The sequence below is a fragment of the Actinomycetes bacterium genome, assembly GCA_022599915.1.
Lineage (GTDB): Bacteria > Actinomycetota > Actinomycetes > S36-B12.
On the sequence record JAHZLH010000026.1, the window covers coordinates 101438 to 117147 of the forward strand.

At 60.3% G+C, this 15710-nt stretch carries 14 protein-coding genes; 5 read left to right on the plus strand and 9 right to left on the minus strand.

The annotated features are described in order from the left end of the window. Positions 1-11 precede the first annotated feature (11 nt). Entirely contained in the window at positions 12-1013 is a 1002-nt protein-coding gene (locus tag K0U62_04800; GenBank protein MCH9800842.1) for a GNAT family N-acetyltransferase, read from the plus strand. On the opposite strand, the gene K0U62_04805 is transcribed toward K0U62_04800, so the two are convergent. From K0U62_04805 to mshB, 3 genes are read right to left on the minus strand one after another with little or no spacing between them, the layout of a single operon-like run. Beyond that, a complete protein-coding gene (locus K0U62_04805; GenBank protein MCH9800843.1) occupies positions 965-1477 on the minus strand; it encodes a flavin reductase family protein in 513 nt (170 codons plus the stop codon). The genes K0U62_04800 and K0U62_04805 overlap by 49 nt on opposite strands. After that, on the minus strand, positions 1474-1947 hold the full coding sequence (locus K0U62_04810; protein MCH9800844.1) for a hypothetical protein: 474 nt from the start codon (positions 1945-1947) through the stop codon (positions 1474-1476). Before K0U62_04810 ends, K0U62_04805 begins: the two co-directional genes overlap by 4 nt. Further along, positions 1947-2849, minus strand: a complete 903-nt coding sequence (mshB, locus tag K0U62_04815; GenBank protein ID MCH9800845.1) for an N-acetyl-1-D-myo-inositol-2-amino-2-deoxy-alpha-D-glucopyranoside deacetylase — start codon at positions 2847-2849, stop codon at positions 1947-1949. The genes K0U62_04810 and mshB overlap by 1 nt, the downstream gene beginning before the upstream one ends. Before the next feature lie 86 nt (positions 2850-2935). Here mshB and K0U62_04820 point away from each other — a divergent pair, with 86 nt between their 5' ends. Further along, positions 2936-5023 (plus strand): prolyl oligopeptidase family serine peptidase, encoded by a 2088-nt coding sequence (locus K0U62_04820; GenBank protein MCH9800846.1) that lies wholly within the window; start codon positions 2936-2938, stop codon positions 5021-5023. Between the two features lie 21 nt (positions 5024-5044). Here K0U62_04820 and K0U62_04825 read toward each other — a convergent pair whose 3' ends face one another. From K0U62_04825 to K0U62_04845, 5 genes are all read right to left on the minus strand, one after another. Continuing rightward, positions 5045-6052, minus strand: a complete 1008-nt coding sequence (locus K0U62_04825) for a dipeptide ABC transporter ATP-binding protein (GenBank protein MCH9800847.1) — start codon at positions 6050-6052, stop codon at positions 5045-5047. Next, positions 6036-7052, minus strand: coding sequence for an ABC transporter ATP-binding protein (locus K0U62_04830; GenBank protein MCH9800848.1), 1017 nt, complete (start codon positions 7050-7052; stop codon positions 6036-6038). Before K0U62_04830 ends, K0U62_04825 begins: the two co-directional genes overlap by 17 nt. Beyond that, positions 7040-7954 (minus strand): ABC transporter permease, encoded by a 915-nt coding sequence (locus tag K0U62_04835; protein ID MCH9800849.1) that lies wholly within the window; start codon positions 7952-7954, stop codon positions 7040-7042. The genes K0U62_04830 and K0U62_04835 overlap by 13 nt, the downstream gene beginning before the upstream one ends. Beyond that, positions 7947-8870 carry an ABC transporter permease gene (locus K0U62_04840; protein ID MCH9800850.1) on the minus strand — a complete coding sequence of 308 codons (924 nt, stop codon included), beginning with the start codon at positions 8868-8870 and terminating at the stop codon, positions 7947-7949. Before K0U62_04840 ends, K0U62_04835 begins: the two co-directional genes overlap by 8 nt. A 169-nt stretch (positions 8871-9039) precedes the next feature. Then, the gene (locus K0U62_04845) at positions 9040-10674 is read right to left on the minus strand and encodes an ABC transporter substrate-binding protein (protein MCH9800851.1); all 1635 of its coding nucleotides are present in this window, start codon (positions 10672-10674) and stop codon (positions 9040-9042) included. A 662-nt stretch (positions 10675-11336) separates the two neighbouring features. Between K0U62_04845 and K0U62_04850 the strand changes: the two genes are divergently transcribed. Beyond that, complete coding sequence (locus K0U62_04850; protein MCH9800852.1) at positions 11337-12233, plus strand: hypothetical protein; 897 nt, start codon at positions 11337-11339, stop codon at positions 12231-12233. Between the two features lie 62 nt (positions 12234-12295). Here K0U62_04850 and ychF read toward each other — a convergent pair whose 3' ends face one another. Beyond that, on the minus strand, positions 12296-13375 hold the full coding sequence (gene ychF, locus K0U62_04855; GenBank protein ID MCH9800853.1) for a redox-regulated ATPase YchF: 1080 nt from the start codon (positions 13373-13375) through the stop codon (positions 12296-12298). A gap of 251 nt (positions 13376-13626) precedes the next feature. Here ychF and rmuC point away from each other — a divergent pair, with 251 nt between their 5' ends. Then, a complete protein-coding gene (gene rmuC / locus K0U62_04860) occupies positions 13627-14895 on the plus strand; it encodes a DNA recombination protein RmuC (GenBank protein MCH9800854.1) in 1269 nt (422 codons plus the stop codon). 105 nt (positions 14896-15000) lie between these two features. Then, positions 15001-15651 (plus strand): hypothetical protein, encoded by a 651-nt coding sequence (locus K0U62_04865; protein ID MCH9800855.1) that lies wholly within the window; start codon positions 15001-15003, stop codon positions 15649-15651. Positions 15652-15710 lie beyond the last annotated feature (59 nt).

Consider the following 15710-nt stretch of genomic DNA (forward strand, 5'->3'; position numbering starts at 1 on the left):
ACGAGACCAATATGCCGATATTCCCCATGGGCCGTTCCCGGCTCGACGTCTGCCCGGCCGACGTCGGGCGGCGAGTTTCCATCCGCTACCGATCCGGATTGCGGCCAGAAGCTGAAGTCGTTGGCGTGCTGTTCCGCTGGACGGGCGACCGGAAAACCGGGATTTTGCGGGTTCGACTCCGCAACGGAAGTGAGGTCGGGGTCAGGCAGCGCAACATTGTGGCGATGCGCATCATTCCGCCGGAGTCGTCGGCCCTGGCGATGCTGCGCCTCGCTGAGGCGGGCTGGCCGCCCATGGAGACAATGGACCTAGGCACCTGGGTCTTGCGCGCTAGCCAAGGAGTATCTGCCCGCGCCAACAGTGTCCGCGTAGGCGGATTACCCGACGACTTGGACAAGCGCCTGGCGCAAACCGTCGACTGGTACCAAGAGCGGAACCTAGCGCCGCTTTTGCAGATTCCCGACCCGATACTGCTGCAGCGATATCTTACTGACCGCAATTGGCGACAACAGCACAGCAGCCGGTTGATGATCTGCCCTGCCACACTACTGCGGGAGACTGCGGTGGCGGGGGCCTACCGATCTGATTTGGACCTCGAGGTAAGACCAGAATTCGACGACGAATGGCTTGAATTCCTCCCGCGCGAAAATACGGACAACCGACCGGAATACGAACGAGCACTCGGTACTGAACAACCGCAAGCCTTTGTCTACTGTCGCAACACCGAGGGGGAGTTACTTGGCGTAGGCCACGCCGTTCGGCTGGATGATTGGTGCGACTACACCACCCTGGCAGTGTCGCCCGATGCGAGACGAGGCGGCGTAGCGACCGCGGTGACCAGCACCCTCGCCGAGTGGGCGATCGACAACGATGCCCGCAAATGGTTCTTGCAGTTCTACGAAAGCAACGCCGCTGCGCTCAACTTCTACGAGGGGTTGGGTTTCACCACCCACCACCGCTACGGCTACTGGCTACCCGAGGAGTTCGAGCTCTCGGACACTAATGACGTGTAGTTCGAGCGCCAGTAGACCAGCGGCTCAGTACCCGGTCCCAACCGGGCAGCATCCACTCGACCGATGACGATGTCGTGGTCACCTGCCTGCGCCTGAGATTCGGTAGTGCATTCCAGCCAGGCCAGCGACTCATCGATGAGGGCGCAACCGTTTTCTCCGCGATGATGCGGAACGCGGTCAAGTTGGCCAGCCAGTGGGCGACCGCTGGTGGCCAGCCAGCGCGCATGCGGTGTGGCCGCAGCAGCCAAGATGGAGACCGACCACCTGTCCACTGCACTAATGGCCTCCCAGAAACGTGAGGTGCGGGAGACACAGCACAACACCAACGGCGGCTCGAGCGATACCGAGACCACGGCAGTCGCGGTCATGGCGTGATCCTCTCCCGCCACGCGACACGAGACCACGTTGATTCCCCCCGCTAGCGAGCCCAGCGCATCCCGAAAGGCTAATTCTGTGGCGGTCATGAAGGGTTGCCGCCTTGGCCTACGTCAGGCTTGGTAGCCACACTGGGGGTGGCAGCCGGCTTGCGACGCAGTCGGGCGGGAACATTGACGCACGCGGTACCGATAATTACTCCGCCAAACAGATACACCATCGCGATCGGATCGGACGGGATCGCGACGTCATCGCCAGGCCCCGGTAGCGCCATCAGCACAGTTGCCAACAGCCAGCCGACGAGCAGGAAGACTCCCGCGCGGCGCAGGCCAAACACGTGAATCACGAGACGAAGTGAAGAAAACAGGGTGGCAAAGACCAGTACGAGACCCACCGGGATATTGATCCCGACCACCGGCACCGTAATCGCGGAGATGAATGCGCCGAACAGGCCGAGGATGAAGCCGCTGATGAAAAGAAGCAAGGCGTACGGCCACATCGGGCGGTGCCGGCTCTCGGCGGAGTCGACTACTGCGGCGTCAGCGGATTCCACAGTCATCACTCCCTCCCAGCGGCTTCGGGGATGTCGAGACCAGCAAACACATCGGTGAGGAGGTCGTCACCGGTCGGACCGTAGGCAATCCGGAAACTTTCGGTGCCGAACACTGGCACCCCATAGTTGTTCGAGAGGGCGAAAAACCCCTTGTCCAGGTTGATCTGACTGGCATGCGCCCGCATGGCGGCCACCTTGGCTGCCAGTTCGTTGGAGACATCGACCGCAATATCAAGCGAATCATCTGGCACCGCAAAGGGGATGTCTTCTGGGTCCAACGCTGCAAATGGCGAGTCATCACCCATTTCACGCAGGGCCGCGATACCCCGTTGCACCGCACTAACCGACAGCGCCGTCCAGAGAATCCGCGGAATCTGCCAGGCTGCTCCCATGTCGGGCCGGTAGCTGGCAACGCCCGCCAACTGGGCGCCATACATGGCAACCCGATGGGCTTGGATGTGATCTGGGTGGCCGTAGCCGCCAAAATCGTCATAGGTGATCAACACATGGGGCTGCACTTCGCGGACCACCGGCACCAAGGCATCGGCTGCTTCCCGCAGATCAGCCCGCCAGAAACACTCAGGGCGCTCGTTGCTGGGTTCACCCATCATTCCGGAATCACGGAATCGACCGGGACCACCCAGGAAGCGGCTGTCGGTCACTCCTAGCGCGGCCATTGAGGCAACGAGTTCCTGCTGTCGGTATGGTCCCAATGCGTCGTCCCGGTCCGCCGCCAGGTGCTCGATCTCCGGCAGCAGGATTTCCCCTTCCTCGCCCAGAGTGCAAGTGATCAGGGTGACGCCATCTCCAGCAGCCGTGGCCTTGGCGATAACGCCACCAGAGGTAAGGACTTCGTCATCTGGGTGAGCGTGCACTAACAAGATCCGCCGCTGCGCCCGACTTGTCATGCCTCGACCATAGCCGTTACCCCGCTCCTACCCTGTCGCGGCATGTCCACGAAGCGAGAACGCACCGGCGGCATTAGGTTCGATACGTGACCACCGACTCCTTCCCGCGTCGTCGGGCGGCCACCCGCGGCTTCCGCCTAGGCGCCCCTCGCACTATCGCCATAGCTCCCGACGGACGTTCGTTCCTGTTTCTCCGTTCGGACGGGCCGACCGATCCCGTCAACCATCTGTGGCGAGCTCAGTGGCAAGCAGACACCTTGATTGCGGAAAAAATCGTCGACGCCACCGAACTGCTCGCCGGAGGTAACGAGCAACTACCTGCGGCTGAGCGAGCTCGTCGGGAGCGGCTGCGGGAAGTCACTGCCGGGATAACCAGCTACTCCGTGGACCTCGCTCATCAACGAGTCTGCTTTGTGCTCTCCGGAAAGTTGTTCTGCCACGATCGTGATGCTGGCACCACTGCTCAAGTCGGAACCCAATCCGGGCTCGCCAATCCGGTGCTCGATCCCACCGGGAGACGGGCCGTGGCCACCGCTGACGGCAACCTGTGGCTGCACGAGATCGATACCGAACAAACACAACTCCTGCGGGAGGCGAAATCTGCCACCGAGTCTTGGGGAAGTGCTGATTTCATCGCGGCGGAGGAGATGGGGCGTTACCGCGGCGCCTGGTGGGCGCCGGACGGCGAGTCGCTGTTGGTCCAACACAGCAACAACGCTCCGGTACCGCAGTGGTTTATTGGCGATCCGGCCCACCCCGAACGGGAGCCGGCGGTGCATCGCTATCCGGTGACTGGGAGCCGGAACTGTGAAGTGCGACTAAAACTCATCACGCTGGCTGGCGCTGAGACTGAGGTCCACTGGGACCGTGACTCCTTCGAATACCTCGCCCGAGTCGTGTGGAACCGACATGGCCCGCCGATCATCGCCGTGCAGAATCGCGCCCAGACTCAGTTGCAACTTCGCGAGGTCGACATCGCTACCGGGAACACCCGGTTGTTGCTCACCGAATCCGACGATCGCTGGGTGGAACTGGTGGCCGGATCACCGGTGGTGACCGAACACGGCATCGCCCACAGTTGGGTTGACGAGGACGCAGATAATCGACGAATCGAACTACTCACGAGCAATGGTCCGATCAACTCCGAACCTGGATTGCACGTCACCGGCATCACCGGACAGGATGCCGACGGGATCTACTTCACCGCCCACCCCGGCGATCCTGCCCGCAGCGATCTGTGGCGGATGGGTTGGGAGGGGAACAGCACCCGGCTGAGCCAGGGTGATGGCTGGGCAACCGGCACTGCGCGTGCTGGCTGTGTCGTGATTACCCAGGCCCTCGCTGATGAGCCAACGACCCAAACCACCAGCACCCGGGAGGGCGTTACCGCGACGCTGTCGTCGAATGCCGAGGTCGCTGCTGTTCGACCCCAGCCGCGCTTCCTCGCTGATGACGACTGGAATCGCATTACGGTACTCCTGCCTACCGAGCCCGCCACCGGCTCGCTACCGATCATCATGTCGCCGTACGGCGGCCCACACAGCGGCCGCAGCATCAAGGCCGGATCTACCCTGCTCACCGAACAGTGGTTGGCGGATCAGGGGTTCTGCGTAGTAGTGGCAGATGGACCCGGTTCTCCCAGCACTCCCAGCACTGAGTACGCGATTTACCGAAATCTCGCGTCTGGCCCACTAGCTGGACAAGTCACTGCCCTCGACCGGGTATGTGCCGAACTGGCGGACATCGTTGATCCCACTCGGGTAGGTATCCGCGGTTGGTCGTTCGGCGGATACTTGGCAGCGTTAGCAGTACTGGAACGTCCGGACATCTTCCACGCCGCCGTAGCTGGTGCACCGGTGACACAGTGGGAGCTTTACGACACCCACTACACCGAGCGATACCTAGGCAAGCCAGAACAGAATGCAGTGGCATACGCCGTTTCGGATCTCACCCAGCGGGCTGACCAACTTCGACGTCCCCTCCTACTCGTGCATGGTCTGGCCGACGACAACGTCGTTGCCGCCCACACACTGCGGCTGTCAACTGCACTACTCGCGGCCGGCAAAGAGCACAGCGTACTGCCGTTGTCTGGAGTCACCCATATGACACCGCAAGAGGTGATCATGGAGAACTTGCTTATCCGCGAGCTCGAGTTCTTTCGCCAACACCTCTAACGGCGCTCCGGGTCGCGGGGGCTATCGGGCCGGCAGCTCTGGGAAATGGCAGGCAACCGCATGATCTGATCCCACTGAGCGCAACTCCGGCTCTTGGTCGCTACAGATGTCCTGCGCCTTCCAGCAGCGGGTGCGAAACCGACAGCCAGACGGCGGGTTGATCGGATCAGGTGGATCGCCAGGCAGTTCGATGCGCTCTCGGCTGGCCTGCACCTCGGGATTTGGAATCGGAGCGGCCGAGAGCAACGCGACCGTGTAGGGATGGGCCGGTGCGGAATAGACCTGTGCGGCCGCACCAGTCTCCGCGATCCGCCCCAGGTACATCACCGCCACCCGATCAGCGATTTGCCGAACCACCGCCAGGTCATGGCTCACGAACACGTAGGACAAACCAAACTGCTGCTGCAGATCCAGCAGTAGATTCATCACCTGAGCCTGCACCGATACGTCTAAGGCCGAGACTGGCTCGTCAGCGATGATGATCTGCGGTTGTAGGGCCAAGGCTCGCGCCACCCCGATTCGCTGCCGCTGCCCACCGGAGAATTGGTGGGGGTAGCGGCCTATCATTTCGGCATCCAAGCCAACGCGATCCAATAGTTCCCGAACTGCTTCGCTCTTACTGCGACCAGCTAGGGCTTCTGGATGAATGTCGAATGGCTCACCAATGATGCTGCCAACATTCATGCGTGGGTTGAGCGAGGTGTACGGGTCCTGTAGCACGATCTGGATGTCGCGCCGCTTATTACGTAGTTGCTTGGCGCTCAGGTCCGTCAGTTCGTCACCGAGAATCCGAATCGAGCCGGCAGTGGGCTGTTCCAAACCCAATAGCAACTTGCCGAGGGTCGATTTACCGCAGCCGGATTCCCCCACGAGCGCCACAGTTTCGCCTCGGCGAAGTTGCAGGTCAACGCCGTCTACCGCCCGGACTTCACCCACCTGCTTCTTGAACAAAATCCCGCGCGAGATCGGGTAGTGCTTGGTGAGATCCCTCACGTCGACGACAACGTCATCGTCATTCGCTGCCACCATCGGTCATCACCTCCTCGGTGAACCAACAACGACTGCTGTGCTGCGCTGCCACGTCGATGAGCGGTGGCGGTTCACCGACGCGGCATCGCTCAGCAGCCATAGGGCAACGAGGGTGGAAGGCGCAGCCACTGGGCGGCGACAATAGGCTCGGTGGCACGCCCGAAATCGCCGGGAGCCGCCCACCGGCAGTATCGATCGTGGGGATGGATTGCAGCAGGCTTCGAGTGTACGGATTCGCGGTGTGACCATAAATGTCGTCGACCGGTCCAGCCTCCATCATGCGACCGGCGTACATCACCGAAATCCGATCCGCCACATCGGCGACAACCCCCAGATCGTGAGTAATCAGGATCAGGCCCATTCCGGACTCTTCCTGCAACTCCTGTAGCAGGTCCATGATCTGCGCTTGCACGGTGACGTCCAAGGCAGTTGTTGGCTCGTCGGCAATGAGAACTCGAGGTTTAAGCGCGATCATCATGGCGATCATGATCCGCTGACGCATGCCGCCGGAAAACTGATGTGGATAGCTGTCATAGCGATCCGCCGCTCCAGGAATTCCCACGCGGCGCAGTACCGCCAGCGCCTCTTCTTTGGCCGCTGCCTTGCCGGCGCCACGATGCACGCGAAACATCTCCGCGATTTGATCGCCGACGTGTAGCACTGGGTTGAGCGCGGACAGCGCGTCTTGGAAGATCATGGCGATCTGTTCGCCGCGGAGCTCCCGATACTTCTTCTCCGGCAGTCCCACTAGCTCTTGGCCCAGCAACTTCACTGATCCACCCGCGATCTGGGCCGGTGGCGTGTCCAGAATCCCCATAATGGCCTGCGCCGTCACCGACTTGCCAGAGCCGGATTCCCCCAGGATCGCGACCGTTTCGCCTTCGGACACCGAAAACGACACTCCGTTGACTGCTCGAGCCACTCCGAGGCGGGTGGTGAATTCGACCCGCAAGTCCTCGACGCGCAATAATTCGTTAACCAACCCGATCACTTCCTCAATTTCGGGTCGAGCGCGTCGCTGATGGATTCACCCAGCATGATGAAAGCGAGCACGGTGACGGTCAGGAAGCCCGCTGGCACCAGCAACGTCCATGGAGCCGAGAAGAACACTTGCTGGGCTTCGGAGATCATCGTCCCCCACGACGTCTGAGGCGGCTGGATACCCAAACCTAAGTAGGACAGCGTTGCCTCGGCACCGATGAAGATTCCCAGACTGATCACTGCGACCACGATGGTCGGGCCGATGGCGTTCGGCAGGATGTGTCGGAACATGATCCGCATGTGGCCGGCTCCTAGCGCTCTGGCGGCGACCACGTAATCCTGCCCTTTCGCTTCAATCGTCTTGGCTCGCACCATACGAGTGGCGACCGGCCAACTCAGCAATGTGAATGCCAGCACTACTCCCCAAATCCCTGGGATATCGACCGCTGACAGCAATACGATTGCGCCGAGGACGTAGGGGACTCCCAAAAAGATTTCCAGCGTTCGAGAGATCACCGAGTCAGTGACCTTGCCAAAGTAGCCAGCCAGCAGACCGAGTAAGGCACCCAGCAGCGTCGTGGTAACTGCGGAGATCACCCCTACCGCCACGCTCGGTCGCGTGCTGTAGATGCTGAGCGAGTAGACATCACAACCCTGAATATCCGAGCCCAGCCGGAACTGCTCGTTGGGGGGAGTGAGCGAATCGGACAGTTGACAACCGCCGGTTAATGACGAGGTTGCGTCCTCACTGGCGAACAGCCAAGGGAAGAACACCACCAGCGAAATCACGAAGATCAAACCAGCGCTGACCCAAAACACCCAACTGCGCCGCAACTCGTACCAAGCGTCCGAGGAACTGCTGCGAATCGCGGCACCGCCGTCGGAAACTTGGCTTTGGGCCTCTAGCTGGAGATCACTCATAGCGGATCCTCGGATCGAGTACGGCGTACAGGATGTCTACCAACAGATTGGCGATCAAGTAGATGATGATCAGCAAGGTCGTAATGCCCACGACTACCACCGCCTCCTGCTGTTTCACAGAGGTGAAGAGTTGCTGACCGATGCCCGGAATGTTGAAAATTCCCTCAGTAATGACGGCACCGCCCATCAGTGCCCCAACTTCTAGACCCAGGAATGTGACCACCGGGATCAGTGAGTTGCGTAGGCCGTAGCGACGCAAAATCGTACGGGTGGGCAGACCCTTCGCCCGGGCAGTACGAATGAAATCGGCGTTGAAGGTCTCCAGCAAGCTCTGTCGCGTCAGACGCAAGACATAGGCCAGCGAGCCAGCAGCCAATACAAATGCGGGCAGCAGATAACTCACCGGCCACCCCTGTGAGATTCCGGTGGGAGCCACCCAGCCCAGTTTGATGCCGAACAGCCACTGCAAAGTGAAAGCCAACACAAACACCGGCACCGCGATGAAGAGCAGCGCGATGACTAGCGACGCGTTATCCAATAGTTTTCCGCGCCGCAGTGCTGCCGCTACCCCGATGGCAATACCCAGCACGATTTCGATAACAACGGCCGTGAGCGCCAAGGTGGCAGTGACTGGGAACCGCTCGATCACGATCTGAGTGACCGATTCGCCGGAGAATGTCGTACCCAAATCCCCAGTCAGTACCCCACCGATGTATTTGAAGTACTGCACGATGAATGGATCGTCGAGATTAAACTGCTCGGTCAGGTATTCCAAGTAGGCGGGATTGCGCCGCTGCTGCGGCGACAAGGTGTTGAGTGGATTACCCAGCGCATTCATCAGGGCATAGATGATGAAGGTGGCTCCGAAAAACACCGGTATCAACTGCAGCAGCCGCCGCAGCGTGTATCGGCCCATGGCTTACCTCACCGGCTGAGCGCCGCGATAGTGCGGCTGCCTGAAATCCTAGCGGCGGGTATGGCTCGGCTGGGCTCTTTGAACATCGCTGCAGTTGGGATGCTGCAAAAGCGAACGCCGGGCTGCTCCGGAATGAAGCGGCCCGGCGTCACTACTTAGGCAACCGTGATTAGGAGACAACCAGCACAGCGGACAGATCGACCGCACCGTCTGGTGCGATCGTCACATCCGACACGTTGGTGGAGTAGCCGCCGACCCGGTTGCGGAACTGGGTGGCCCACGCCTGGAAGTCGTCGTAGAGCACCTGCTCGGCCTGCTGCCACTTCTCAATCTGTGTGGAAGTTTCCTTGGCCTCGTTGCCTTCCTTCAGCAACCGGTCGAACTCCGGGTTGTCGTAGCCAATGTCGTTGTAGGGGCTAGTGCTGGCGAAGTTGGCGGCAATCATGTTCTGAATCGTCGGATTGTCAGCCACCCAGCCGACGCCATAGATGAGTCCCTTGACCGGGTTATCACTCAGTACCGCATCCAGCAGGCCACCGAAGTCCTTGAACACCTCCGGGGTGCACTTCACGCCAGTATTGGTCTGGATCTGGTTACAGATGGCTTTCTGCACGTCACCAGTCTCATTGCCGAGCTGTGGAATTTTTACTTCATTCCCGGGTACACCACCAGCTCGGTCGATCAGCTCCTTGGCTTTGGCCGCGTCAAAAACACAACTGTCGCCGCAAATATCGGTGCCGCCACCGGGGATGGTGCTCGGCGCGAAACTGTTGGCGGTGGTGCGGGTGCCGTAGTAGATCTTCTCGTTGATCTCGTCCCAGTTGATCGACTTCGCTAGCCCAATGCGCACGTCCTTCTTCTTGAAGGTCGGATCACTGGTCGGATAGCCGTAGTACGAAAACTCCAACGCACCAGTCTCATTGATGAACCGGTTGCCCAGCACGCTGGGAGCCGTTGCGAGTGCGTTTTGCGGCAGATTGTTGGTGACATCCAACTGGTTGGCTTGTAGATCCGCCCAGAGTGCGTTGTTGTCTGCGTAGATCTTGAACTCGATCGAATCCGCGTTACCTGGCGTACCGGCGTAGTCCGCGTTCTTCACGACGGTCATCCCCTGGTTGTTCCAGGGGGATTCCAGCTTGTACGGCCCATTGCCGATTGGCTCTTTTTCGTAGCCCTTCGGATCATCAAAAGCTGCCTTTGGCATCGGCAATAGCTGCGGGCCACCGACGAAGTTGTAGAACAACGACTCGCCCAATGGTCGAGCCAACTTCACGGTGAAGACAGTGTCACTTTCGACCTTAAGGCCCGACATCGTCTCCGATTTACCGCTTTCGGCCTTCTTGTAGCCATCGACGTCCAACTGGTCCGGGCCAAGCACAAAGCCCAGCTGCTGACCGTTCTTACCGTTGGCGGCATAGTTCCAGGTATCGACGAAGGTCTGCGCGGTAACCTTGTCGCCGTTGGTGAAGGTGAAGCCCTCATTGATCTCGATGCTCCACGTGGTGCCGTCGTCATCGGAACTGATGTCTTTGGCAAGCTCGGTCTTGACCGGAACCATCGCGCCGGCACTATCAGCCTCGAACTTGATGAGGCCGAGGAACAGCGTCTGGTTGACCTGATAGCAGTACAGGTCGTAGCAGTTGGTCGGCGTCAGCGCCTGAAACTTCTCAATCGCCATCGAGAAGGAACCTCCGGACGAGCCACTGTCACTGTCGCCATTGTCGCTGGAGCTGCAGCCTGCCAACAGAAGCGCGCCACCCAGCACTGTGGCTCCTAGCGCCAGTTTCTTCTTACCAATCCTCATGCCTGTCCTCTCGCCTTACGTCACTGCCAGCCCAACGATCGAACTGAACCAGACCGGTAGGGCAACCGGCCACCACGGTCTGTCGTATTTGCGAGCCTATCGCGGTTACCGCCCCTGTTTTCAAGCAAACAGCGAGCCCAGCCTGCGAATCGTTACTTGCGCGGCCGAGCGACCGATCTTTCCGGACATAGCGTGAGGTGGAGGGTGCACCACCCGGGTTCGAAAAAAAATATAAAAATCTTGATTTGTGAGGTTTCAGCCGCCCGCTATAGGTGACACCCAGTCTGACGGCAACGGCAGAAAGGAGGTGCAACATGCTAGGTAGCGTTATTGAGTTCCTCGGAACTCCGAACCTTCACGGCAACGGTGACCCAGCCGCAGTAGCGGTGGCACTGCCGGAGAAGCAGCAGTTCCGATAAATCGTTGCGGACGGGCGCTTGCTCATCGCCGGTAACGGCACCAGACAACGCCGAAACCACAATGATTACTTCGTCGCCCGAGTATGGTGCAAACTGTGCTCGGGCGACGAAGTGTTCCGGTTAGCCAACCGCCAAGTGGATGGACTTCAGTCCAGATCACGGGGACAGTTCAGTGCCGACATCGACCGCTCGACAGCACGACTGGACAATGGGTTCGCCCGCGAGTTGGTCCGGAGGTAACCAATGAGTCCGAGTTCGCAACTGTCGGCGAAGGCAGTCACTACCGTCGGCCTGGCGGCGGTGATCGCCGCGGTTCTGCTGATGCCGACTCTGTTTGCCCAGGCCAATGCTGGAAAGAACAGCCAGAATCTCGGAGATGCGCCCGAAGGCAAAGTCACCATTTGTCACCGCACCACTGATCCCGCAGACCCCTACAACCAACTCAATCTGGGGCCAGCGGCTGTCGACGGCAACGGCAACGGCGACCACTACGGTGCACACGCTGGGCCAGTGTGGCGACCCAGCGCGACTGCCGGAGATTCCTGGGGCGACATCATCCCTCCTATCGCCGGCGAGCACGACGGCCTTAACTGGAACCGGCAAGGCAAGGCGATCTGGCGAAACGGCTGTCTTCCAGCCGACCCGCCGACGAAGCCAGTAACTCCCACCTTGCCGCCAGCACCCACCCCGTCACCGACACCCAGTCCACCGGCCCCGACCACATCACCGACGCCCACGCCACCAACGACTCCTACGGCGACAGCAAGCCCATCCAACTCCCCCACGCCATCCCCGACAGAAACCACACCAGCAAAGCCGCCAAAGGTGCCCATCGTCGTGCTGCCCGCAAAACCCGACATCAAGCCAGGCGAATGGGTGGACTTGATCGACGACATTCGGGCCGCGGGAGACCTAAAGATCAAAGTCAACTGCCGGGTCAACGGTGTCAAAATGAACGATGTCTGCGCCACAGTTGTCAAGAAGCGGCAGATCAGGGTGAAAGCTGATTGCAGCGACAATGTCTCACTGACTGTCCGACTGAAGGCCACTCGCGATGACTTTCGCATCAATCGCTGGCGAGGCCGTTGGCAGGTCGACGGCGGCGACTTTGTGGCATGCACCCGTCAAGGAAATGGCTAACTCGGCAACACGGTGACCTGTCGGCGCAGCGAGTTCCTCACGGTAGCCGCCGTGCAGACCACTTAGGTGTTGAACCGAAACTCCACAACATCACCGTGCTGCATAACGTAGTCCTTACCTTCCATCCGGACCTGACCACGGGATCGCGCCTCCGCCATCGAGCCAGCATCCACCAACTCGTCATAGGAAACGATCTCGGCCTTGATGAAGCCCTTTTGGAAATCGGTATGGATAACGCCGGCGGCTTCCGGCGCGGTATCGCCGCGTCTGATGGTCCAGGCCCGTGATTCCTTGGGGCCAGCGGTCAGATACGTCTGCAGACCCAGCGTGGCGAACCCCACCCGGGCCAACGCATGAATGCCGGCCTCTTGTTGGCCGATGGATTCCAGCAGTTCCAGCGCTTCCTCGTCTGGTAACTCCACCAGTTCTGATTCGACTTTCGCATCGAGGAAAACCGCCTCTGCTGGCGCCACTAACTCCCTCATCCGCTCACGGAAGGCGTCATCGGGTAGTTCGGATTCGTCGGCATTGATGACGTAGATGAACGGCTTGGCGGTCAATAGGAACAACTCCCGCAGCGACTCCAGATCAAGACCGGCAGCAAAGACCGTTCGCCCAGATTCCAACACTTGTTGCGCCTGCTGGGCTGCCGCCAACAGCGGCGCCCGTGATTTGTCGTTGCGGGCTTCCTTCTCCAGCCGAGGAATAGCCTTTTCCAGAGTTTGCAGATCCGCCAGCATCAACTCAGTGTTGATCGTGGCCATATCTTCAGCCGGCGATACTTCACCGGCCACATGAACCACATCTGGATCTGCGAACGCCCGCAGCACCTGACAGATGGCATCGGATTCCCGAATGTGCGCTAAGAACTGATTACCCAAGCCCTGGCCCTCGCTGGCACCAGCGACGATCCCCGCAATGTCCACAAAGGTCACTGTGGCCGGGATGGTCTTGTCAGAGGTGAACATCTCAGCGAGCACCGGTAGTCGAGCATCCGGAACCGGAACCACGCCGGTGTTCGGCTCGATAGTCGCGAAAGGGTAGTTGGCGGCTAGCGCACCATCGGGGTTCTTCGTGAGTGCGTTGAACAACGTGGACTTACCGACGTTGGGGAGACCGACGATGCCAATAGTAAGAGCCACCCCCAGATTGTAGGTAATGGCTCTCGCCCGGCGATGCCCCGGGAACCGCGACGCACTGACCTGCGGTCGCAGGACACTGTCGACCTCAGCAGATCTCCCTCCCTGAACCCGCGCAGACACGCGGTCTCGCGGAAATGTCGGACCCCTGGGTCATGCTGACACCAGGACGGTGGCGGCCAAAACGCAGTTGTCCACTGGAATACAGCTGACCACTGGATAGCGGCAGCCGGACCACAAGGGAGAGGATCACCGTGGACTTCGCCATGGCCATGATTTTGATCGCCGGAATACTGCTGGCAGCTGCTATCGGCTACTGGGTCGCCTTGCGGCGCTCAGCTGCTGATCTGCGTGCCCAACGAGCAGAGCAGGGCCGGGAAAACGACCAACTCGCCCACAGCAATGCCCAGTTGACCGGCGAGTTGACGGCAGTGCAACGCTCGTTGGCCACTGCCGAAACCCAACTCGCGCAGCAGCGGGAGGAACGCCGGCAATGGGATGAGCTTCTGAATCCCGTCCAGACCGCGCTCAAACTGCTGACGGAGCGGGTGCATGAATCGGACAAGAGCCGAGTGACCAAGGAGACCGAAATCCTGACGAAACTCAGCAAGATGTCTGAGGATTTTGGCCAAGCATCGCAAAACGTCCGCGAAGAAGCTCGACGACTCAATAGCGCCCTATCCCGCTCCGAGAACCGCGGCAGTTGGGGAGAGATGCAGTTACGTCGACTGGTCGAGGCAGCGGGTATGTTGCGGCACGTCCACTTTGAGGAACAGCACACCACTAGGGCTGACGATCAGATACAGCGCCCCGATTTGCTGGTGCAGTTGGCTGGCGGTCGACACGCGGTCGTGGATGCCAAAGTCCCGCTGGACGCCTTCTTGAGCGCCGAAGATCCGAACGACGCTGCTGCCCTGGATCGTCACGCAGCAGCTGTGGCTGATCATCTCCAGAAACTGGGCAGCAAAGAGTACTGGCGTCAGTACGACTCCCCGGAGTTCGTCGTCATGTTTCTACCCGCAGAAGGTTTACTGGCGGCAGCATTGGGCGCTCAACCGGAATTGCTGCAAAAGGGCATCGACAAGCGAGTCTTGATTGCCACGCCGAATACTTTGCTCGCCATGTTGTTGACTATCGATCACAGTTGGCGGCAACTCGAGGCCGCTGCGCAGGCGCGTGAGATCCAACAGGCGGGCACCGACTTATATCAGCGGGTTCTCAAACTGGTGGACCTGCTGAGTTTGCTGGGCAAATCGATACATACGACGTCTGATCGGTACAACCAACTGGTTGGTTCGGTGGAAGCGAGACTGCTGCCAGCAGGTCGACGCATGGCAGAGCTCGCAATTTCGGATACCCCCATTCCAGTTCCGGAACGGACCGCAACCGAAATTCGCTCGCTTGATGCCGAAAGGTGGCCATCCCCGGCGGATGCCGTCGCGATCGGCCCAGAGATTCCGACCGGTGCAGCGAGCGAGGATGGGGAGCGTCCGGAAGTAGAACCCAATCAACAGTCCGCGTAACGACCGGCGGTCAGCTTCGGTAAACCACCCAGCAGACCAGCCAGGCACACGGACTAGCCAGCCCCGTTACCGAGTTATGGCAGGTACAGCATTTATTGTTAGGGAATGTTCCCACCAGCTCGTGAGCGCGCCCCTGAGGGTGAGGCGCCGTGGTGGGAGTCTGCGGATCATCTGCCGGAACTTAAGTCGGTCCCACCGCAGGTTGACCAGGAACCAACACCCGCGACGATCGACCTCACTGACAGCACCACTGCTACCCAGGCACAACCGGATGCGATCGACAACGAGAACGCTACGGCTGAGGTGGAGGCTGCGGCGGAACCAAAACAAATGGGCGAGCCGCTGTCCGATAGGCCAGACAGACGACCGGCATCTGGCGGTGGCGTGACGGCGCGTGGTGCATTCCTGGTGATTGTTGTCTGCTGCGCAGTCGGGTGCGGCATCGGCTTCCTCACTACCGGTACTACCTCGATTCCCAGCCAAGCTGGCTGGGGGCTCGTTGTCGGATCGGTGATTGCGGCCCTGCTGTCACCACCCAAACTGGGATGGGCCGTTGTGTGGCTGCCGCCGCTTGCTGCTGCCACCGTGGTGGCACTGCTGGGCCAAGTGACCCTTCTCGGCGCCGCCCCCACATTGGCCCGAGAGATCGCCATGATTGCCGCCGGACTCACCACCCTCGCGCCTGCCCAGGTCTTGAGCGTGGCCCTTGCCGCAGTGCTGCTGTTGTTGCGACGCAAATTGACGAAGTCCACCTAGATCAGTCCCGTCGCGGGCGCTACCCGGAGCGCCGGCACTCAGCGAGCACTGACCTGACC